Source organism: Vibrio sp. 10N.261.45.E2 (assembly GCF_002875705.1).
GTDB lineage: Bacteria > Pseudomonadota > Gammaproteobacteria > Enterobacterales > Vibrionaceae > Vibrio.
The window spans coordinates 44,306-64,331 of the sequence record NZ_MCZZ01000151.1 but is presented as its reverse complement, the minus strand read 5'-3'; the positions used below and the strand labels follow the sequence as shown (position 1 = coordinate 64,331).

19 protein-coding genes and 1 pseudogene are annotated in these 20,026 nt (G+C 44.4%); 11 read left to right on the top strand and 9 right to left on the bottom strand.

All coding sequences use genetic code 11. The features are described 5' to 3' along the window. Positions 1-66 precede the first annotated feature (66 nt). The 3 genes from BCT34_RS20705 to BCT34_RS20695 all read right to left on the bottom strand — a co-directional run bounded on the left by BCT34_RS20705 (position 67) and on the right by BCT34_RS20695 (position 2,851). The gene (locus tag BCT34_RS20705; RefSeq protein WP_076652739.1) at positions 67-1,359 is read right to left on the bottom strand and encodes a peptidoglycan DD-metalloendopeptidase family protein; all 1,293 of its coding nucleotides are present in this window, start codon (positions 1,357-1,359) and stop codon (positions 67-69) included. A 414-nt stretch (positions 1,360-1,773) separates the two neighbouring features. Continuing rightward, positions 1,774-2,073, bottom strand: coding sequence for an isoamylase early set domain-containing protein (locus BCT34_RS20700; RefSeq protein ID WP_009845720.1), 300 nt, complete (start codon positions 2,071-2,073; stop codon positions 1,774-1,776). Positions 2,074-2,197: 124 nt separating this feature from the next. Further along, positions 2,198-2,851: a hypothetical protein gene (locus BCT34_RS20695; protein WP_076651821.1), complete on the bottom strand. Its 654-nt coding sequence runs from the start codon at positions 2,849-2,851 to the stop codon at positions 2,198-2,200. A 32-nt stretch (positions 2,852-2,883) separates the two neighbouring features. Between BCT34_RS20695 and BCT34_RS20690 the strand changes: the two genes are divergently transcribed. From BCT34_RS20690 to BCT34_RS20675, 4 genes are all read left to right on the top strand, one after another. Then, a complete protein-coding gene (locus BCT34_RS20690; protein WP_174571134.1) occupies positions 2,884-3,366 on the top strand; it encodes a GFA family protein in 483 nt (160 codons plus the stop codon). 174 nt (positions 3,367-3,540) lie between these two features. Further along, positions 3,541-4,215 (top strand): YoaK family protein, encoded by a 675-nt coding sequence (locus BCT34_RS20685; RefSeq protein ID WP_076651819.1) that lies wholly within the window; start codon positions 3,541-3,543, stop codon positions 4,213-4,215. A gap of 228 nt (positions 4,216-4,443) precedes the next feature. Next, positions 4,444-5,814 carry a YjiH family protein gene (locus tag BCT34_RS20680; RefSeq protein WP_076651818.1) on the top strand — a complete coding sequence of 457 codons (1,371 nt, stop codon included), beginning with the start codon at positions 4,444-4,446 and terminating at the stop codon, positions 5,812-5,814. 436 nt (positions 5,815-6,250) lie between these two features. After that, positions 6,251-8,122, top strand: coding sequence for a methyl-accepting chemotaxis protein (locus BCT34_RS20675; protein WP_076651817.1), 1,872 nt, complete (start codon positions 6,251-6,253; stop codon positions 8,120-8,122). 99 nt (positions 8,123-8,221) lie between these two features. On the opposite strand, the gene BCT34_RS20670 is transcribed toward BCT34_RS20675, so the two are convergent. Then, on the bottom strand, positions 8,222-9,628 hold the full coding sequence (locus BCT34_RS20670) for an alpha-amylase family glycosyl hydrolase (RefSeq protein WP_076651816.1): 1,407 nt from the start codon (positions 9,626-9,628) through the stop codon (positions 8,222-8,224). A 283-nt stretch (positions 9,629-9,911) separates the two neighbouring features. Further along, positions 9,912-10,190 (bottom strand): annotated as a pseudogene (ppiC, locus tag BCT34_RS20665) (peptidylprolyl isomerase PpiC). 285 nt (positions 10,191-10,475) lie between these two features. Between ppiC and BCT34_RS20660 the strand changes: the two are divergent. Continuing rightward, positions 10,476-11,390: a chemotaxis protein gene (locus BCT34_RS20660; RefSeq protein WP_076651815.1), complete on the top strand. Its 915-nt coding sequence runs from the start codon at positions 10,476-10,478 to the stop codon at positions 11,388-11,390. A gap of 94 nt (positions 11,391-11,484) precedes the next feature. Here BCT34_RS20660 and BCT34_RS20655 read toward each other — a convergent pair whose 3' ends face one another. From BCT34_RS20655 to hutW, 4 genes are all read right to left on the bottom strand, one after another. Then, positions 11,485-12,045: an ATP:cob(I)alamin adenosyltransferase gene (locus BCT34_RS20655; protein WP_076651814.1), complete on the bottom strand. Its 561-nt coding sequence runs from the start codon at positions 12,043-12,045 to the stop codon at positions 11,485-11,487. Positions 12,046-12,158: 113 nt separating this feature from the next. Continuing rightward, entirely contained in the window at positions 12,159-12,689 is a 531-nt protein-coding gene (hutZ, locus tag BCT34_RS20650; protein WP_004731858.1) for a heme utilization protein HutZ, read from the bottom strand. 119 nt (positions 12,690-12,808) lie between these two features. Continuing rightward, a complete protein-coding gene (gene hutX, locus BCT34_RS20645) occupies positions 12,809-13,330 on the bottom strand; it encodes a heme utilization cystosolic carrier protein HutX (RefSeq protein WP_048609727.1) in 522 nt (173 codons plus the stop codon). Positions 13,331-13,387: 57 nt separating this feature from the next. Then, positions 13,388-14,797, bottom strand: a complete 1,410-nt coding sequence (gene hutW / locus BCT34_RS20640) for a heme anaerobic degradation radical SAM methyltransferase ChuW/HutW (protein ID WP_076651813.1) — start codon at positions 14,795-14,797, stop codon at positions 13,388-13,390. 161 nt (positions 14,798-14,958) lie between these two features. Between hutW and BCT34_RS20635 the strand changes: the two genes are divergently transcribed. The 6 genes from BCT34_RS20635 (at position 14,959) to BCT34_RS20610 (ending at position 19,850) form a co-directional block, all read left to right on the top strand. Then, positions 14,959-15,762 (top strand): energy transducer TonB, encoded by an 804-nt coding sequence (locus tag BCT34_RS20635; protein ID WP_076651812.1) that lies wholly within the window; start codon positions 14,959-14,961, stop codon positions 15,760-15,762. Between the two features lie 2 nt (positions 15,763-15,764). Continuing rightward, a complete protein-coding gene (locus BCT34_RS20630; protein WP_076651811.1) occupies positions 15,765-16,466 on the top strand; it encodes a MotA/TolQ/ExbB proton channel family protein in 702 nt (233 codons plus the stop codon). Continuing rightward, positions 16,463-16,876 carry a biopolymer transporter ExbD gene (locus BCT34_RS20625; RefSeq protein ID WP_076651810.1) on the top strand — a complete coding sequence of 138 codons (414 nt, stop codon included), beginning with the start codon at positions 16,463-16,465 and terminating at the stop codon, positions 16,874-16,876. The genes BCT34_RS20630 and BCT34_RS20625 overlap by 4 nt, the downstream gene beginning before the upstream one ends. Before the next feature lie 157 nt (positions 16,877-17,033). Next, positions 17,034-17,924, top strand: coding sequence for an ABC transporter substrate-binding protein (locus tag BCT34_RS20620; RefSeq protein ID WP_076651809.1), 891 nt, complete (start codon positions 17,034-17,036; stop codon positions 17,922-17,924). 106 nt (positions 17,925-18,030) lie between these two features. Beyond that, a complete protein-coding gene (locus BCT34_RS20615) occupies positions 18,031-19,068 on the top strand; it encodes an iron ABC transporter permease (RefSeq protein ID WP_076651808.1) in 1,038 nt (345 codons plus the stop codon). Continuing rightward, the gene (locus tag BCT34_RS20610; RefSeq protein ID WP_076651807.1) at positions 19,068-19,850 is read left to right on the top strand and encodes a heme ABC transporter ATP-binding protein; all 783 of its coding nucleotides are present in this window, start codon (positions 19,068-19,070) and stop codon (positions 19,848-19,850) included. Before BCT34_RS20615 ends, BCT34_RS20610 begins: the two co-directional genes overlap by 1 nt. The last annotated feature ends 176 nt before the right edge of the window (positions 19,851-20,026 follow it).

Below are 20,026 nucleotides of genomic sequence, written 5' to 3'. Positions count from 1 at the left end.
TCACGGCTTTAGTATACAGCCTGATGAGTACAAATCTTTTTTCAGGGTTACCTTAAAGATGTCTAGCTAGCTGTTATTTGATTTTGCTTCTAACGCTACCTTTAGCAACTTGTCAGCTTCATCTCTTGCAGCTACAAACGTCGCTTTTTCCTTTTTCGGCACAGAATCTGCCATTGGGATGTTTGCTTTCATAGCATCAACAGGGCGACCACGTTCAATCAGTTCGTAATGCAAGTGTGCACCTGTCACTCGACCTGTTTTGCCTGATAAACCAATACGCTGACCACGAGATACCGTTTGTCCTTTACGAACCAGGATCTTACTCAAATGCAGGTAACGTGTTTTGTACGTGCTGCCGTGCTGAATGACCACGTAATTACCCGCATATGGGTGCTTACGCGTCATGATCACTTTACCATCGCCCGTAGCTTGAACTGGCGTACCAACTGGGGTCGCGAAATCTGTACCATTGTGCGGTGAGACTCTGCCTGTCACTGGGTGTAAGCGTTTAGGGTTAAACTGAGAGCTTTGACGCCAACCACTGCTCACAGGGTAACGTTGGAAAGCACGTTGTAAGCTATCGCCATTAGCATCGTAATATTGACCATCCGTGTGCAAGTACGCTGACACAACGCGGTTACGATTCATGATCTTAATTGCTTCTATTTCGCGCTTTCCAGTTGCAACACCGTCAACATATTGCGCTTTTTGAAGCACTTCAAACTGATCGCCAGCGCGCAGGTCTCGGCTAAAGTTCAGCTTATCTTTAAGAAGTGTCACGATATGGTCGATCTCAAGACTGTTCAGGCCAACCTTATTCGCTGACATTGAGAAACTACCTTGAATATCGCCCACTAAAGGCTTTTGCTTCCATTCACCAGGAATAGAGATGTCTTCGAATTCGTAGCTACCGTCATCAAGCAGTCGATAAACCACTTTGTCTGCAACGCTAAATTGAAGTTCCATTTTAGAAAGGTCGCCGGTCGCTTCATCGCGCCAAAAGCGGAGTGTATCGCCCGGACGAAGCGTATCTAAAGCGAGGAAGTTCAAATCGGTTTCCATCACGCTCATCATCGATTTATAAGAAAATCCAAGTTGCGTGAAGATGCTACTCAAGTTATCGCCAGATTGAATTTGATACTCAAATGTCGGCGGTTCAATAACGATAGTAGAAGATGGTGACAGAATTGACTCAATAACGGTTGAGTCGGGTAGATCAAGATCGATCGTTTTCGTCAGGTTTGATTGCGAAGATTGCAGAGCAACGCCAATAGCTGCAATAAGTGGCAGTCCAAAAATAGCTACTTTTTTTACAGGTGAAAGCTCGGCAAACGGAGAGGAAAATATTTTTGAATACACGGTAAACAGGTCTTTCTACGATATAAAGGCATAGGATATGCTTTTCAAACGCATAAATCATCAATGCATTGTCATAATATGATGTGAATCTGCCCAACTCAGGCTAAGTCATTGAGTTGCCGTAGATGATGTACCATTGAACGATAAATAAAATTAACCGCTAAATTTGAAAACAAAAAAGCAGAAACGGCTAGTTTCTGCTTTTTATTGGTTGACGCTATTCCGTTTCGGCTCATTAGAAGATTCCCCCGGGCATGCCCGGGGTACTTACCGTGACAACGCTAAAGCGTTGACCAAAATTACAAACAGCTTACGCTGTAATTTTGGAATTGGCATTCATCCACGGGTAAACCCGTGGTTTTCTGTATTCACAGAATAAACGAAACGAATTAGTCACTCGTTTTGAGAAAAAGACTATGCGTTAACTGTCGACACTAAACAGTTGTCTTCACCAAACTCATTAGGGATGTAGCGATCAGCATTCGCATCGTTCACCCATTGCTGGTCATCAACTAGGTAGCGGAATTGAAATTCGCCATCTTTAGGTAGACGAGTTTTAAACTTGTACACCTTTCCTTTCGCCAACTTTTTCATCGGGGTGGCTTTCCAATCAAGAAAGTCAGCCACGATGGATACTGAGTTCGCTTCTTGAGCTTCTAGCTCGAAGGTTACTTCAACTTCATCTTTCGTCTTAAAAAAACGTTTATTAATCATTCGCAAGCTCCATTTGTAAAAATAAGCAGACACAAAGCTAAGTGTGTCTAAATTTCATTCATCTAACTAAGATAATATGTAATTTGGCTCACATAAACAACAGATCCTTGCACTAACGAAAACGTTATTGCTTACCAATTGATTGCGTATCAAAAGAAAAACTCATTAACACCTTTTCAGAGGGGGCTTCTGCAAATGATTGTTCCGCAGAATGTTGAGTAAAGCCGATAAAACCTTCCCCGGAGAGTTTATTCTGTGATTGCGAATCTGGTTCCTGAGCGACCTCTAATGTCTGAATCCGAATACGATCACCAAGTAAAAGTTGGTCGACTAGCACCACGCGGCTTCGCTGCTGGTCATGTTTAAACAGACCAAGATAATAAAACACACCGCTGCCTTGATTAGAAATCCACATCGGCGCGATAAAGAAACTCGCCTTACCCAGAGTGACAGCTGAAAGGTTATTGGTATCTACCGTGACCACGCCACGTTCAACACCTGAGTCATAGCGTCCAAACGCGATGGCTCTAGGTTCATCGACTTCATTGATAAAAGCGTATGCGTTAGTTTCAGGAACTTTAATTGTCCACGGGTTGGTCGTGTTCAAAACAAAAACGGCTTCTACCACTGGGTCATAACTCACTTGAGAAGAAGGAAATTTCGCTAAGATTTCTTCATCACTCAAGCTAAAGCGATAAGCACCCGCGACGATCACCACAACCAGCATGACAATAGGAATCAGTAGAATCAGAGGAATAGGTAAGATTTTCTTTTTCATGGGCAATTTTATTCTTTTGTTTTCATCCAGTTGTGCAGACCATAAAGGGCTTTAGTATAATTATCAATACAGGGTTAACCAGAACTGGAGCATGGATGGATATCAATCATATTAAAGATAGAAATATCAGAAATTGCGAATGCCGTTGTGGCTCGGTCAGCCTAGTATGCCGAGGCGAACCTCAACGAACCTCTGTCTGCCATTGTTACGAGTGTCAGAAGCGCACCGGAAGTGTGTTCGGCGTTCAGGCTCGGTTCCCGGTCGAGCAAGTCACACTCAGCGGTGAAGTCACCTCTTTCTCTCGCATAAGTGATACGGGTAATGAGGTTACCTATCAGTTTTGCCCTAAATGTGGCACCACCATGCTTTTGCAGTCTGTTGCCGCCGCCGATTTTTATGTCGTCCCACTCGGGTTGTTTAAAGAGCAAGACTTCCCACTGCCGAGCTTTTCAGTTTATGAAGAACGCAAACATGGTTGGGTTAAGTTCGAGCACCAAATGAGTCATTACAACTAGTTCGTCATTGAGCGTTATCTTTGTCTCGTTATTGACCGTTATCTTTATGGAGCAACGCATGAAAACAAACTGCAATACTGTTGCCTAAGATCAAATATCAAAGCTTCACAACACTAGCGTATCTTTTCGCTAGCGTTATAATCTTGCCCCTCTATTTAACCCAGGACGAACCACATGATTTCTAAGCTACCTCGCTGGGTTGAATACGGCGCCTTACTGTTAGCAGGTCTTGCTGGCAGCGTAAATGCCATTGGCTTACTTGGCTTCCAGCATCAAGCTATCTCCCATATTTCAGGTACTATGTCTTTACTTGGCAGCAGCCTGCTCACACCAACTTCGGCTTCTGTTCACCTATTATTGGTGATCATGAGCTTTATGTTAGGTGCTGCGTTCAGCGGGTTCTTTATCGAAAATCAAGCATTGAAGTTAGGACGCCGTTACGGTGTTGCTCTATGTATTGAGGGAGGATTACTGTTCTTGGCGTTGTGGGCACTGCTACAAGGCTACACTTCAGGCCAATATTTCGCTTCAGCCGCGTGCGGTTTGCAGAACGCGATGATCACCACTTACAGCGGTGCGATCATCCGGACAACACACATGAGCGGGATCATTACCGATCTTGGGATCATGATTGGTGCGCGTTTAAAGGGGATGCCTTTTGACCGCCGTAAAGCCAAACTGCTGATGTTCATTGTTGTTGGCTTCTTGTTTGGTGGTTTAAGTGGTGCGTGTCTGTTCCAACGCTTCGAAATCTTGGCATTGGCTTTCCCAGCCTCTTTCGCCTTTATTATTGCATTTAGCTACTGGTTATACTTAACCTATCGAACTGAAACCTCAGTCAATTTATAAATACCTGGCAATATCACCTCAAAATACGTAACATCCGCAACACTTTATTCTAAACTCTTAAGACGCTACAGAATAACCAGCATGAATATTTAGCGATATTTGATGAATAGTATTGCAAGCGATATTAATACTGGGTAATCTTGCATCCAATGAGAAAATACGGACGTTTAGTGAATAAAAATGCCAAGGATGTGGCTTTTTTACGTGTAGAAATTCGAGAACAATAACATGTCTAACAACACGAATACTGCTCAAACAGAGAAATCTAAAGGCAGTTTCTGGGTTTTCTTAATCCCATCATTGATTGGTTTATTCCTTTTCATGGCACCAATCAGCTATCAAGGTGATCTAACCATCCCTGTAGCTATCTTAGCCAAGTCAATTCAAGCGGTTTTCGGTGAGTATCTAGTCCCTATCATCACTGCGATCGTTGCTTTCATGTCTGTGACTTCAGTTTTAAGCACCATTTTTAAGCCTGCATTCATTACATCAAATTCATTTTTAAACGGCCTTTTCAACCCATCTCCGCTGTGGTTGTTGGTTCGTTTAATTGGTGGTGCCGCAGCCGTGATGGCTTTCTTCCAAGTTGGCCCTGAGGTTATTTGGGAAGAAAATACTGGTGGTCTCGTTCTAGAAGGTCTGCTTCCGACACTGTTCTCAGTATTTATCTTTGCGGGTTTGCTACTGCCTCTTCTACTTAACTTTGGTTTGTTAGAGCTGTTTGGCACGCTACTAAGTAAAATCATGCGCCCAATCTTCAACCTACCAGGTCGTAGTGCTATCGACTGTATGGCTTCTTGGCTAGGTGACGGCAGCGTTGGTATCCTGCTTACAAGCAAACAGTACGAGAAGAAATTCTACACTCAGCGTGAAGCTGCGGTTGTTGGTACGACTTTCTCAGCGGTATCTATCACATTCAGCCTTGTGGTTATCGCTCAGGTAGAACTCGAGCACCTATTCCTACCTTTTTACGCAGCAATCTGTTTAGCGGGTATTGTGGCAGCGGTAATCATCCCTCGCCTTCCACCACTGAGCATGAAAAAAGATACTTTCATTGATGGCAGCAAGCCACACAAAGACGCTGATGCGATCCCTGCGGGTCACTCAACGTTCTCTTGGGGTCTTGAGTTAGCAGTAAGTAAAGCATCACAAGTTAAGTCTGCTAAGTCAGTATTTGCTGAAGGCATCCGTAACGCTGTGGATATGGTATTTGGCGTACTGCCTGTAGTTATGGGTCTTGGTACGATGGCGTTGGTGATTGCGGAATACACCTCTGTATTCTCGTTCCTAGGTCAGCCTTTCATTCCATTCTTAGAACTACTTGGTGTACCTGAAGCCGTTGCAGCATCTGAAACCATCGTTGTTGGTTTTGCGGATATGTTCATTCCTGCGATTCTTGCTGCTTCTATCGACAATGAGATGACGCGCTTTGTTATCGCAGCAATGTCGGTAACTCAACTGATCTACATGTCTGAAGTAGGCGCTCTGCTTCTAGGCAGTAAGATTCCAGTGAACATCTTAGAACTGTTTATTATCTTTATTCTGCGTACTCTAATTACGCTTCCAGTTATCGCTGGTGTAGCGCATCTAATATTCTAAATTAGACGTTACTTATATAATCAAATAAAGATTCGATTTATAGAGCCTCACTTTTGTGGGGCTTTTTATTTGCTCAATATATATACACAGCATTGTTTATATTTTATCTAATATATAGCATTGGCATATCATTTGATTTCATATTACTTATCCTAAGCTCTGTCTCTAAATAGAAAACCAAACGCATAAGAATCAGATTAATACATTCTTAACACCCCCTTAAATTCCGTCAAGACCCATTCCCCAACTCATTGAACCAAATGCTAAAAGTAACAAACATGTGATTAATTGAATTTTACATTGTGCGGGTTGTTGTATTTTTGTAGTCTAATTTGTGAAATTACATTCAAGTAAAATTCAATCTTGTCGATATATATAATTACAAAAACACAATTAACTTTAGTCTTCGCAAAGCTTGTGAGAAGGGGAAAACTCAATGAAATTTAGCCATAAGGTGGTTGCTGCATCATCAGCCTTGCTGCTAGTGACAGTATCATTGCTTTCAATACAACAACTTTACACTGTAAGAAGTGCAGTAGAGAACCACGTCAGTACGAGCTTGAAAGAGATGGTCTCGGGCGTGAAAAATACCGTCGTCTCTGAAATGAACGCCAAGAAAGCTTTAGCTCAATCGACAACTGAAGTCATCGAGATCAACCCTGAAGATCGCGCTTACGTTAAAGAAATCTTAGAAAAGCCAAAGCTTAAAAACAGCTTCCTAGCGGTTGGTTTTGGTTACGAAGCAAACGGTTTCGTTATTGAAAATGATGACGGTTGGGAAGCGGGTCCAGATTACGACCCTCGAATTCGCCCTTGGTATATTGATGCTAAATCCAAAAACAGTTTAGTTGTTACCGCTCCTTATGTGGACGTATCAAGTAAGAAAGTCATCATATCAGTGGGCACCCCAGTTAAAGACAACGGGCGCTTCACTGCGGGTATGTTCTATGACCTAGAATTGACTAACCTTGCAACGTTAATAAACCAAGTGAACTTGTTTGATGCAGGTTACCTATTTCTAGTGACTGCCGACGGCACCACGATTGCTCACCCGAATGCGAAAAACAATGGTGAAATGCTATCAAGTTACATGCCACAAGCAACCATTCGCGAAGGCTCTCAAGAAATTGAAGTCGACGGCAAAATGTTCCTCATTAACTTCACCCATATCCCAAGTGAAGATTGGTACATTGGCGCAATCCTTGATGAAGAGATAGCATTCCAAACGGTTGAGGAATTGAAGCATAGCTCAATGATCTACTCTTTGATTGCTGTGATTCTAAGCATCATTGCACTCACTGTTCTGATTCGTGTGTTAATGCGCCCACTGGATGCACTGAACCAAGCAATTCAAGACGTAGCAAGCGGGCAAGGTGACTTAACTAAGCGTCTCGATACCAACACCGACCAAGAGTTTTCTGACCTTGCAGAAGGCTTCAATACCTTTACCGAAAATCTGCAAAATCAGATCATTCAATCGAAAGCGATTGGTGTTGAGATTAAACGTGGTACGGAAATCACAGTGAAAGGTGCGGGCGAATCAGCGAACGCAATGAATACCCAGTTGCAAGAGCTTGAACAGTTAGCGACTGCAATGAACGAGATGGCGGTTACTGCAACAGAAGTAGCTAACAATGCTCAAGGTGCGGCAGCGGCAGCCCGTGAAGCAGACGAAGCAACGCTAGACGGCACATCTGTCGTAAGTGACACCACCCAAGCGATTGATAACCTTTCAGCTCGTATCGACCAAGCCGTAACCGAAGTACAAGTACTTGAATCGGCAACGGCCAACATCGAAACGATTCTAAAAGTAATCAACGATATTGCAGACCAAACCAACCTACTGGCATTGAATGCTGCGATTGAAGCGGCGCGTGCGGGTGAATCAGGACGTGGCTTCGCAGTCGTAGCCGATGAAGTTCGTACTCTGGCGCAACGTACTCAAGAATCGACCACTGAAATTCGTAACATGATTGAGCAGCTCCAAGCTGGCGCAAGCTCAGTATCGAATGCGATGAATCAAAGTAAAGACACTGCTACTGACGCCGTTGAACGTGCTCAGCAAGCAAACTCTTCACTTGACCGCATCCGTGACGCGATTCAACGTATCTCAGATATGAACATCCAGATAGCTTCAGCAGCAGAAGAACAGAGCTTGGTGGCAGAAGAGATCAATAACAACACTGTTAAGATCAAAGACCTTTCAACACAAGTGTCCAATGCAGCTCAAGAAGCAAACACAGCAATGCAGGTACAAACGGACAATGTTCGCCAACAAGATGAGCTATTGAACAAGTTTACGGTTTAACCACCTCACCGTTCAATAACTTGAAATAAAAACCCCGCTTACTGATTGCCAGTAAGCGGGGTTTTCTTTTTAGTGTTATCTATTTTCTCGCTCTGCGAGTTAACTCGTAACCGACTCGATCTCGTTGGTCGTCAGCATCATGCACTGATTCGATTCCACCTTAATGGTTAAATCCTTGCCAACACAATCGAACACTTCTCCAGACAACAAATCGGTCACTGCGCCAGTCCAATTTAATGAGGCTGTTTTGCTTCGTTTCGACTTGTTGATCACCACAATGCCTTTATCACCACGGACAAACACCAACAAATCATCATTCGCTTCAACCACACGCATCGCTTCGCCATGAACATGGTTATGGAATTGAATCATGTTTTTCATGTAAGGTGCTTGCCAGTCGTTAAGCCAACGAGGTTGACCGCTCCTGTCCAGAATACCGCTGGTGCTCAGTTCACTGTAAACAAGTGGCACTCCACCATCTCGACCAAGAATGAAAGCATGAGCTAATCGTTCGTCCACTTCATCCATCACATGGTCCAAAAACACATCGTTGTTTGGAATATCATGAGTAACCGCGAACGTAATCGCTCGCATGTTCGACAAAGCCTGACCAAAACAATAAGGGTTAATCAAAGACTTAAAACTGCCCTGCTCTTCGAAAGCTTTGAAGATGGTGTTAAACAACGGGAAATCATACGCCCCTAAGCGAGTGTGCTTTAAGTATGGCTCAAGAAACAGTTCATACTCTTCTTCCGTCGCGCCACCATCGGTGATGATCTCACCAAAAATGTGCATCTCTTCGCAGATATCATCGGTCCACACTTTACGCAAATGTGACAACGTCATGTGTTTCGCTGCATCAATACGGAAACCTTTCACACCAATGGCTTTCAATGCTTTCAGATAAGCTCTCTGCTGTTCGACGACGTTATCGTTGTCTAACAGTGTTGGTAGGCCAGGATCGCTAGCGCCACCGGTAATACGTCCGTTTTGCACTTCCCAAGTGTCTTTCCAATTCTTGATGCCAAACGCTTCCACGAAGTCGTTCTCATCAAATAAAGGCTCAGAAAGGTCACCAAACAAACGTATGGATTCATAATAGTCGGCATCTTTTTGATAAGACGCCATGTCTTGCTGATTGGGATACGTTAAATCGCCGCGGATACCCGATTCGTTGGCCATATGGTTAAACACGACATCTACATAGGTGCGAAGCCCATGTTGCTTTAACGTATTCACCATCGCAGTGAAATCTTGCGTGTCACCAAGCTGATTATCAATTACGCGATAATCTTGTGGTTGATAACGCTGCCACCATTGGGTGCCAGAATTTCGGTCGCAACCTTTAGGGCCGCGCAGCGATTTCATCGCCGGTGATACTAAAACAGATTTATAACCCAACTCTTGGATCAGTGGGGCGTTCTTCATTACGTCAGCGTAGCGCCAGTCAAAGGCATGTAATATGACATCTGTCGCTGGGTTGCTTAACATAGCTGAACTCTCCATGTTGTTCTCCTACCAAACTCGTTTACAGCTTTCTAGATAAATACAAAGGCTAAAAGGCAAAGCTGCATAAATTTCCTTAAGAATGGCATTTATTATATGAGTTACTCATTAAAACCCCTCCTCCTCCCACCGATTAGTCACGGCGGATAGTTAAGGGCGTAGCGCCAATTATCGCATAACGTCTGGGATGAACACTCAACCGTAGTACTTTAAAACGCGCAAAAAAGTCACAAAAAAGGAGCGTATATACGCTCCTTTTATTCAATTTAACACATATTTACGACTAAGTTCTGTAAAGAACCTTCACTACATGCCAGCCAAATTTTGTTTTTACAAGATGTGGTACAAGTGTCTCGCCAGAGAAACAAACCTTATCAAACTGAGGCACCATTTGACCTTTTTTGAACTCGCCTAGGTCACCACCCTTTTTGCCCGACGGACAAGTTGAATGTTTCTTCGCTAGCGTTTGAAATTTAGCGCCCTTTTTAAGTTACGTCATGATGTCTTCTGCTAGTTCTTTATGCTTCACCAGAATATGAAGTGCTGCTGCTGTTCTTGCCATGATAATTCTCAGTTTGTTGCTGCCAGTTTACTTACGATGATTACTTAGAATCATCACTAATGCACTGACTGTTGTAAATCTGTTTACCGTTAACGGCTTATCGACATAAATTCATCGACAGCCAACGTTTGGCGTGATTTTAACCCAAGAACAGCGATTCTTCACTCTATAACCGAAAACAACTGCCTTAAAGGTCGTTAAAAACCGCATAGTGACTTGCTGCGGCTTCCATTTCCCTTTAAATTAATCCTTATAAATTAAGCGCATATTAAGTAGGAGCCACTTATGGCCAAACCGATCAGTAAAGCGAGTCAGTCACAGGGAATGTTGATGTTCAAGTTGTCCCTCACTCAAAGTTTTGCGATTGGCACGCTTAAGGTCAGGGAAATCGTTCCTTTTCAACCGATGACCCAAATCCCCTACTCTCATCACCACGTGATTGGCACAGTGACCATTCGTGACCTTACTGTTCCTGTGATTGATATGTCTGCTGCTATTGGCTTCCGCCCGATCACTCCCGCTGAATATAACGACTGTGTACTTATCGTCACCGACTGCTTAAGAACAGTCGTGGCATTCTTGGTTCGCTCAATCGATAAAATCATTGAATGTGATTGGAAGAGTATTGAATCGCCACCAGCAAGCGTCGGACGCAATGTATTTGTAACGGGCATTACGCGTTTTGAAGATCGTATCGTGCAAATGCTCGATGTAGAACTGCTGCTCTCTAAGATCTACCCAGATTACGAGAACGCACATATCCCGATGCTGACCGATGTAGAGAGGGAGCGCCTCAAAGCGTTGAACATCTTATTGGTTGATGACTCGTTAATTGCGCGTAAGCAACTATCTGATGCTCTAGACAGCATCAACATCCCTTATAGCATCTGTAACAATGGCTTAGATGCGATCGACCTAATGAGACGCCAAGCTAGCGTGGGTAATGCGGTCGACCTGTTAGTGAGCGATATTGAGATGCCAGGGCTCGATGGCTATGAGCTTGCGTTTGAAGTACAAAACGACAGCGCTCTAAGTCATGCTTATTGTATTTTGCACACATCATTGTCCAGTGAGATCTGTGTCGACCGTGCAAATCAGGTAGGGGCACATGAAGCGCTTGAGAAGTTCAATGCGGGTGAGTTAATCGAAGCAATGTTACGCGGTGCAAAAGTCTTAAACGGAGCCTCAACGGCTGCTTAGGCTCCTGTTTTAGAAGCTAAACCAATTATCAACTCAATGGTTTAACTTCTTTGTCTGTTACTTTTTCCAATCTTAGTGAGAATCGAGCCAACCGTTAGTCTTTCTTTGTTGGCATAGAGCTTTTTGGCATCGAGTAACTCTTACTCACAAACTCCACTTCCTCGACTTCATTCACATGATTGGTGAAAGACGCCAATGCATAGAGTGTGTTCGCGACTAAGTTAGCATATTTAAAAAGAATCGGATCCGGTGACTTTTTGCTCTCATGATGTTCAATACTCACCAAAGCCCGCACCACTTTCTTAGCCTGACAACGACACAAGTGAAGCTCGCTTGATACACGGTGCCCACCGGGTAAGACAAAGCCTTTAAAACCACCTTCTAGCTGCTCTCGGATACGATGATAATCTTGCTTGAGCTCGACCAATTCAGATTCAGTGATGGCGAGCTTACCGCGCACAGATCCATTCAAGTGGTAGATGTTTGGCTGCAAGCGTTGCAGGATTTCACGAACCTGAAGCTCTAGTTCCAAAGACAACACCAAACCAATTCGGCAACAAAGTTCATCCGACAAAATCTCAAAATCACAGATAGGGCTGTCTTCATAGATAAATGGGTAACAGAACTCGTCCCAATCTCGACTTACTGGTTTCACGTACCGATCCTTACACATAAATAGTCATCAAACGCCAATATACCAAACTCTTTGATTTAGACACAAAAAAGCCCTCACATTGGAGGGCTCCTGAAGAAATCGGTTAAACGAGATTACTCGTTAGATACTTTTTTGTGGCCTTCTTGTAGGTGAACGAAGTCCACCAGATCGTCGCCTGACACTTGGTATGCCTGACCGAAGCCTTTAACGAATAGGCCGTTCTCTGCTTTAAGGTTGAATAGAGAGAAGTCTTGAAGTTGGCTCAAACCATCAATGATTTCACCAAAACGCTCTTGCATCTGGCCGATCACTTGAGTCCAAAGTTCCGTTTCACGCTCCACAACACTTGCTTGAGCATCAAACGTTAAACGCTTACGTGCGTAAAGCTGCTTCGAGCTCTCTTCGTCTTCAATCATCATCAAAGAGACTTGAGGGTTCGCTTTCAAGTTACGAGCATGACGAGCAATATCAGAAATTAAAACAAAGTAACCTTCTTGGTTCTGAACGAAAGGTGCGTAACTTACGTTCGGGCGACCTTCTTCATCAACCGTTGCAAGTTGAAGGGTACGGCGCTCTTGGCGAAACTCTTTAATTTCTGGACCTAGGCGACCTTGTAGACGTTCTTGTTTTACTTGCTGTTCCATGGGTAATTCCTTTATTCACTTTCTCTGATTTATTATTTTTGCTCGAGGTTGAGCGATCATTAGCGAACTAAACGATCCTCGAGCATTGATGTCTTATTAACTATTACAGCTGATTCTGTTTAAGCTTGTTCTTTTAGCGCTTTGAAGCGTTCTACTTGGTCGGCAATAAGCTCACGCTTTTCATTGCGCCCTAGGTAAATCTTGAAAATGTTCTCACCCGTTTCGCTGAAGAAACCGAAGTAATGACTTTCACGCCCCATGAACGCTTTGCTCACCAAACCGATATGTTTAACGTTATCAAGCTTTAGGTGGCCATGAAGCTCGCCCTCTTTGCCCATCAGGTTGTAGTAACCGCGCGCTACTTTACCTTTCGGGAACGGCGCTTTTACTTCAAAGATAGAACCGAATGAATGCACGATTGTGGTCACAGGGCCCCAACCCACTAAGCCTTCTAGAATTTCTTGAGCACGACTGCCATCTAGCATTACCGCCATGTCGTTTGGAAAGGCAGCAACTACTTCAACCTCTGAAACACCTAGCTTCTCAGCAATTGCTGTCGGCAGTAGTTTTGGCTCTTCTTCTAGAATACGAGCGACGCGTTGTTCTAGAGTTTCTGTCATTTCTAATGTTGTATCTGTCATTGAATATATTCCGTATAAACGAGTAATTTACGTAAGTTTTAAATTTAAAATTCGATATTAAGCGTGCTTCAAGCTTGCATGCGGGTGAACGCCCGAACCTGATGCTTTCGGCGCTGGGTGCATTGCTTGGTATTCAGCGTTAAGCACTTGAATCACACTCTGAGCGAGGCTTACTGCCCAGAAGCTACCAGCAATAGTCAGGCTCAGATAATCTTCTGAAAGCTCAACCAAGCCATTGTTTTCCCAATGTGAGAACAGAGGTTTCAAGTAATCGAACGTGTCTTGTCCCATAAAGCTCGGTAACGTGCTTCTTCTAACAACACCAGAATCAAAGCCTGCCTTTAATGTTGAGAAGATCGGCTCTAATGAGCTTTGCTTCGTCATCATGGCAATCGGCAACTGACCTTGTTTTATAGACTCCATGTAGCTGTCTAAAGTTCGATGTTGCATCACACCATGGCCGCCAATGTTGCCACCAGCACCACAACCAATTGGAAGCACTTCGGCATAAGTTTTCGCTAAGCTGTTGTAAATGCTGCGTTCGCGGTTATCGCGAGTCCAGTGATTCACGCTCAGCTGTTTAACCTTGTGCTTAGCCATGAACTCAACACCCGCCAAGTACATGCTCGCCTTATCAGGCGTATTGGCCGGTGGTGGGATTTTTCCTTTCTCCACAAGATTAAGCATAGGTGCATTGCCTGCAACAATCAGTTGGTAAAGGTCAATGCCGTGTGCGCCAGTAGACATGTAGTCTTCTAAATCTTGTTGGAACACTTCCATAGACTGGTGCGGTAATCCATATAGCAAATCGAGAACGATAGGCGCTTGCTCGGTGCGGCTTAGTGAACTGATACGCTCCAATACAACCTCTCGGTCATCTAGGCGCTTAGCACTGCGTCGAACTTGAGTATTGAAGCTTTGAATACCAAAAGAGAAACGGTTGAAACCACCTTCAAGCGCACGATCAAACATCTCATCGCCAAAGCGATTGATGCGCCCTTCTAAAGTCATTTCCACATCGTTTGCTAAAGGGAAATATTGGCGAATAGCCTTACCTAGTTGCTCTACCTGTTGAGGCGATAGATCGGTAGGTGTTCCACCACCAATGTAGACGGCGTGAAATAATCCAGACTGAGCCCAAGGCGTTTTGGCTTTTTGCTTCAACTCAACCATCAGAGCATCGAAGTACTCATCCACTAATTTGCGGCTTGCGGCATTTTGGAAGAAGTTACAGAAGGTACAGCGCACACGGCAGAAAGGAATGTGGATATACAGGCAACGCTTATCCTGTTTCTTCCCTTCGCTTAGCATCAGTTCATCAAAAAGCTCCAACTTCTTGCTCGGGTCGACCGGAATTGAACTTCCTCCGGCATGTGCTGAATGCTTTTTCGCAAACGCAAAACGAAGCGGGTCTGGGCTAGAAACACCCAAGATTGATTCGTCAAATTTATAAATATTAAGACTCATATAATCTCTCTAAACACTTACATAGCAAAGTCTGGAAGACTATTCGCTAAAAACTGAGAGAATCATAAATAGAGCCAAATGATAATGCAATTGATAATTGATCTTATTTAGATTCTAAGCAATAATCTGATACAGAATTTTGATTTGGTAAAGGATTGATTGTGAACGTTCCTAGATATGTTATTGCAGGCGGTGCATCTTTGGTGATTCATGCGGCGCTATTGTTTGTCGCTCAAGAATCCAAAGTATTTGCGATGCCTGCTGGTAGCCAATCGAACACGGTATCGATCAACTTCACGCCTAAAAGTGCTCCTTCTCAAGCTCAGCAAAAAACGGTTACAGAACCCGTTGAACCCAAACCAATTGAGGAAACGGTTTCACAAGCCGAACCTAAACCTGTGGAACCGAAGGCCGTTGAGCCAAAGCAAGCCAAACCGACACCAAAGAAAAAAGCGATCACCAATAAGCCTCAACCTAAGAAAGTAGAGAAAAAGGTTGTTGAAAAGAAAGTCGAAAAGAAGTCGGTTCAAAAAAAACCGGTAACTAAGAAAAAGGTCGTGAAGAAAGAACGCCCAGAACCAGCACCGCAACCAGAGAAGCTGGCCGACAAGAAAGTCGATAAGAATATGGACGAGTCTGCCAATCAACCTCAAGAAGTGAACCAAGGCGTATCAAACCAAGAGCCGGTGCTAATCACTAAGCCTTCGTTTTCTTCTCGCCCGACTCCACCGAACTACCCTCGCCAAGCCAGACGTCGTGGCGTTGAAGGTGTCGCAACTTATGAGATCTGGTTAGACGCAGAAGGCAAACAAATTAAACAAGCATTAGTAAATTCATCAGGCGCACTAATGCTCGATAACGCCGCTTTAGACGCCATTAAACAATGGAAATTCTCACCTCATACTGTCAATGGTCGAGCGATTGCTCACCGAGTACAAATACCTGTTCGTTTTAGGTTGGATTAATCATGCAACAAATCAGTTACTTACAAGATCAACTGGGCTTAATGACTTGGCCTCTTCTTATCTGCTCTGCATTAACAGCAATGATAATCACAGAACGTGTCTTCCAAGTTATGTTAAGCATTGGCGTTGGCAAACGTGCCATTCGTCGTGAGCTCAATCAGATCTCACCAACCAACAGCAAAGAGATTGAAGCACTCGCTCAGTCGATTTCAGGTAAACGACCGCTCCTGTACAAGGGCGTATCGATGTTGCTTGCTCACCACTCTTTCTCTAAAGGCTTACGTGAAGATGCAGCGGGGATCTGGCTACAAGAAAAACGCCACCAACTGCACGCTGGTCTAAGGCTGCTTGGTTTAATCGGCGTTATCAGCCCATTAATTGGACTGCTTGGTACGGTACTTGGCCTTATTGAGATGTTTAAAGGCGTTGCCGCGACAACAGGCAGCATCACGCCTAATGATTTGGCTGACGGTCTTGGATTAGCAATGCGAACCACAGCTGCGGGTTTGATGATTGCGCTTCCTGCAATCTCTGGTACACAGCTTCTTGGGTTATGGGCTGACCGAGTGCTTGCTCAACTAGAACATACTCTGAACTATGTGAATGTGTGGTTAGAAGGTATGTCGATTCAAACCAATCAATCTGACGATACTCAAGGTAAGCCTGTCAACAAAGCCTCTATCGGTGATGTGAGCCAAGCATGATTAAAACGCCCCACTCATCAAACACACAGAGTTTAGCACCAGACTTAACACCGCTACTCGACATCATTTTTATCGTGATGGTTTTCCTATTGCTTACTGCATCGGTAAAGCTGGAATCGCTAGAAGTTGAGCTGCCAAGCTCGGATGTCAAAAACGTTTCTGAGGTCCACAAAGATTCGATTAACGTCAATATTTTAGACCACGAACCCTACTGGGCGATTAACGGCCAAGAGTACATCGACTGGGAAAATTTCAAGATAGCCTTGTTAGAAGAGACAGGTTCTGCGGATAAAAAGCCGATCATCATTGGCGCAGATAAAGCTGCCAACGTGGAGAACCTAGTGAAGTTGCTTTCATTCCTTCAAGAGAACGGAATACCAGCGACTCAATTGCTCACTGACGATGGCTAGAACAACTCTCTATTTTCACGAGGTTAGGCTCTAGCTACTAAGACCAAATAGCCACAGCTAAACCTCTCTATAGATTCGAACTCACAATGCGAACGGACTTCTCACTGGGTATCTTCGCAATTACTCTCCATCACAAGAAAGTATAAAGATAAATATTATGAACAACTTAAACGTGCTCAATACATTAAAGATCAAGACACACCTTCTTTCAGTGGCCGCAATGAGCTTAGCACTTAGCGCACCAACCGCAATGGCCAACAACACTGAACAACCTCGAATCATCAGTGCAGGCAGTGCGGTTACTGAGTTGGTTTTGGCATTGGGTGCTGAAGAGCAGTTAGTCGCGATAGATGTAACCAGCCACTTTCCTCAAGCAGAAAACCTGCCAAAAATTGGCTATCACCGAAACCTGTCTGCGGAAGGCTTACTTGCCCTAGAACCAACCACTTTGATTGGCTCAGATGAAATGGGACCAGACAACGCGATCTCTCAATTGAAATCGGCAGGGGTCGATGTAGAAATCGTCAACACCGAAGCAAACGTTGAAGGGTTATTAAAGCGTATCGACCAAATCGCCAAGATTACCCATACCGAAGCACAGTCACAGCAAGTTAAAGCTGAAGTAAATCAGAAGATTGCTGCACTGAAAGCGAACCAAGTACCAAGCAACGAAGCAAAGAAGGTGCTTTTCTTATTGCTGCATGAAGGTCGTCCTGCGAACGTTGCTGGCGGTGAAACATCACCAAACGCAATCATCGAATTAGCTGGCGGTATCAACCCTGCTGCTCAGAGCCTAACGTCTTACAAGCCACTTTCAATGGAATCACTCGTTGAGATGCAACCTGATGTCATTTTAGTAAGCGGCCGTAGTTATCAAAAAATGGGCGGTGCAGATGCCATCCTGAAATCACTACCTATGCTAGCGGCAACGCCTGCAGGTATGAACAAGCAAATCATCACGGTTAATGGCAGCGCTTTAGTGGGCGGACTTGGTCTGGAAAGCCTTTCAGAAGCGAAACGATTAAACGCACTTATCTATCCGCTATAACGCAACCATCCTATTCCAACTATTGTTAACACAGTTCATATCACCAACCAGTTCTCATAGTGTTGGTGATGTAAACTGAATCTAGTTATGGACATTGAGGCCCTTTATGTTGTTAAGATCCGTACCTCTGAAAACGTCGATGTTAGGCTTAGGTGCTACCCTAGTCTTCGTCGCACTATTTTCAATCACCGTTGGGCCAATGAACATCAGCTTGGCTGACAGCGCAGCGAGCTTACTCCAACCAAACAATGACTTAGCACCTCACATCAACTTGGTGATTCAAGAAATTCGCTTGCCTAGAACTATCTTGTGCATGCTAATCGGTGCAATCCTCGCGCTATGTGGTGCTGTGATGCAGGGTTTATTTAGAAACCCGCTTGCTGAGCCTGGGATCATTGGTGTTTCAGCTGGCGCTGCATTAGGTGCAGCGTTGGCCATCGTACTTTTCTCGGAGCTTTCGCTTCAATACCCTGCTTTCATGAACTTTGCTGCAGTTCCTGTGTTTGCCTTTTTGGGCGGCGCCTTAACCACGCTGCTGGTTTACAAACTGGGTACTGGCAAATTCGGCACTTCAGTAACCATCATGTTGCTTGCAGGTGTGGCAATCAGTGCACTATCAGGCGCAGGTATTGGCTTCTTAAACTTCATTGCTGATGACCAAATGCTGCGTGACCTTTCACTATGGTCGATGGGTTCACTGGCAGGCGCAAAGTGGTCGGGTATTTTGCTTGCTGCGGTTACGCTCGTTGGTCTATTTGTCGTGTTTTATCGCCAAGCGATGTCTTTGAATGCCCTATTGCTGGGTGAATCAGAAGCGCAACACCTTGGAATTCCAGTACAAAAGTTAAAACGAAAGTTGATTCTGCTAACGGCTGCAGGCGTTGGTATCACAGTGAGCCTGTCAGGCATGATTGGCTTTATCGGACTTGTTATCCCTCATTTAGGTCGCATGTTAGCGGGCCCAGATCATCGAGTGCTACTTCCCCTGTCAGCGGTTCTAGGAGCATTACTACTAACGGCTGCAGACATGTTCTCACGCGTGGCACTGGCACCAGCTGAGTTGCCAGTAGGTATTGTCACCGCAATCATCGGCGCTCCATTCTTTTTGTATCTACTATTTCAACAGAAAGGGAGAATCCTTTAATGTTTCCTTCAGCTTTAAAAGCGACCGACATCGAAGTGAAGTTCGGCAGTAAAGTGATATTAGATGGCGTTTCTATTGAGATTGAAGCAGGAAAGGTAACCACACTGCTTGGGCCAAACGGCGCAGGAAAAAGTACACTGCTAAAAGCCTTATGTCAGGAGATATCGAGCAAGGGTGATATCCAGTATTTTGGGCACACCAAAGACAAGTGGCCTTCGCAGAAGCTGGCGAAACACTTGGCGATGCTTCCTCAACACAGTACGTTAACCTTCCCATTTCTGGCACATGAAGTTGTTGAGCTTGGTGGTATTCCTCTGCAAGAATCAAACAAAAAGCTCACTAGTATCGCTAGCCAAAAAATGGATGTGGCTGATGTCACTCACCTGAGTGAAAGGCTCTACCCTTCCCTATCTGGCGGTGAAAAACAGCGTGTTCACTTAGCTCGAGTGTTAACTCAGCTTCACCACTCTGGTGACCAGTGTATTTTGATGCTCGATGAACCGACGTCAGCCCTGGATCTCGCCCACCAGCACAACACCTTAAAAATTGCGAGAGAATTAGCCGACAGCCACAACGCCGCCGTTATCGTAGTTTTACACGACCTAAACCTAGCTGCTCAATATTCCGACCGACTGGTGGTATTGAAAGGCGGTAACTTGGTTTGTGATGGTAGCCCTTGGGATGCACTGAAACCTTCGATGATTGAAGATGTGTACGGTTACAAAAGTATCGTAGAAAAACACCCAACCATGAGCTTTCCTCAAGTACACCCGGCACAATAAACTCGATTTAGATCCTGCTCATTTTGAGCACCCGCCTCTAATAACAATTAAGTCACTATAAGCCTCGATTTTATCGAGGCTTTTTATTGGCTCACAGCCACTCTCTCGCTTTAAATTCAGTTTTATTGATAACCAAGCAATAAACACCAAAACGTCTCACCTTGAGCGTTTGAGGC

What these genes read in the sequence shown, in the direction of transcription:
- BCT34_RS20630 (WP_076651811.1), top strand. Translation starts at nt 15,765, where the DNA reads ATGCAACAAATCAGTTACTTACAAGATCAACTGGGCTTAATGACTTGG.
- BCT34_RS20675 (WP_076651817.1), top strand. Translation starts at nt 6,251, where the DNA reads ATGAAATTTAGCCATAAGGTGGTTGCTGCATCATCAGCCTTGCTGCTA.
- hutX (WP_048609727.1), bottom strand. Translation starts at nt 13,330, where the DNA reads ATGACAGATACAACATTAGAAATGACAGAAACTCTAGAACAACGCGTC.
- BCT34_RS20670 (WP_076651816.1), bottom strand. Translation starts at nt 9,628, where the DNA reads ATGGAGAGTTCAGCTATGTTAAGCAACCCAGCGACAGATGTCATATTA.
- BCT34_RS20680 (WP_076651818.1), top strand. Translation starts at nt 4,444, where the DNA reads ATGTCTAACAACACGAATACTGCTCAAACAGAGAAATCTAAAGGCAGT.
- hutZ (WP_004731858.1), bottom strand. Translation starts at nt 12,689, where the DNA reads ATGGAACAGCAAGTAAAACAAGAACGTCTACAAGGTCGCCTAGGTCCA.
- BCT34_RS20660 (WP_076651815.1), top strand. Translation starts at nt 10,476, where the DNA reads ATGGCCAAACCGATCAGTAAAGCGAGTCAGTCACAGGGAATGTTGATG.
- BCT34_RS20700 (WP_009845720.1), bottom strand. Translation starts at nt 2,073, where the DNA reads ATGATTAATAAACGTTTTTTTAAGACGAAAGATGAAGTTGAAGTAACC.
- BCT34_RS20620 (WP_076651809.1), top strand. Translation starts at nt 17,034, where the DNA reads ATGAACAACTTAAACGTGCTCAATACATTAAAGATCAAGACACACCTT.
- BCT34_RS20615 (WP_076651808.1), top strand. Translation starts at nt 18,031, where the DNA reads ATGTTGTTAAGATCCGTACCTCTGAAAACGTCGATGTTAGGCTTAGGT.
- BCT34_RS20695 (WP_076651821.1), bottom strand. Translation starts at nt 2,851, where the DNA reads ATGAAAAAGAAAATCTTACCTATTCCTCTGATTCTACTGATTCCTATT.
- BCT34_RS20625 (WP_076651810.1), top strand. Translation starts at nt 16,463, where the DNA reads ATGATTAAAACGCCCCACTCATCAAACACACAGAGTTTAGCACCAGAC.
- BCT34_RS20610 (WP_076651807.1), top strand. Translation starts at nt 19,068, where the DNA reads ATGTTTCCTTCAGCTTTAAAAGCGACCGACATCGAAGTGAAGTTCGGC.
- BCT34_RS20685 (WP_076651819.1), top strand. Translation starts at nt 3,541, where the DNA reads ATGATTTCTAAGCTACCTCGCTGGGTTGAATACGGCGCCTTACTGTTA.
- hutW (WP_076651813.1), bottom strand. Translation starts at nt 14,797, where the DNA reads ATGAGTCTTAATATTTATAAATTTGACGAATCAATCTTGGGTGTTTCT.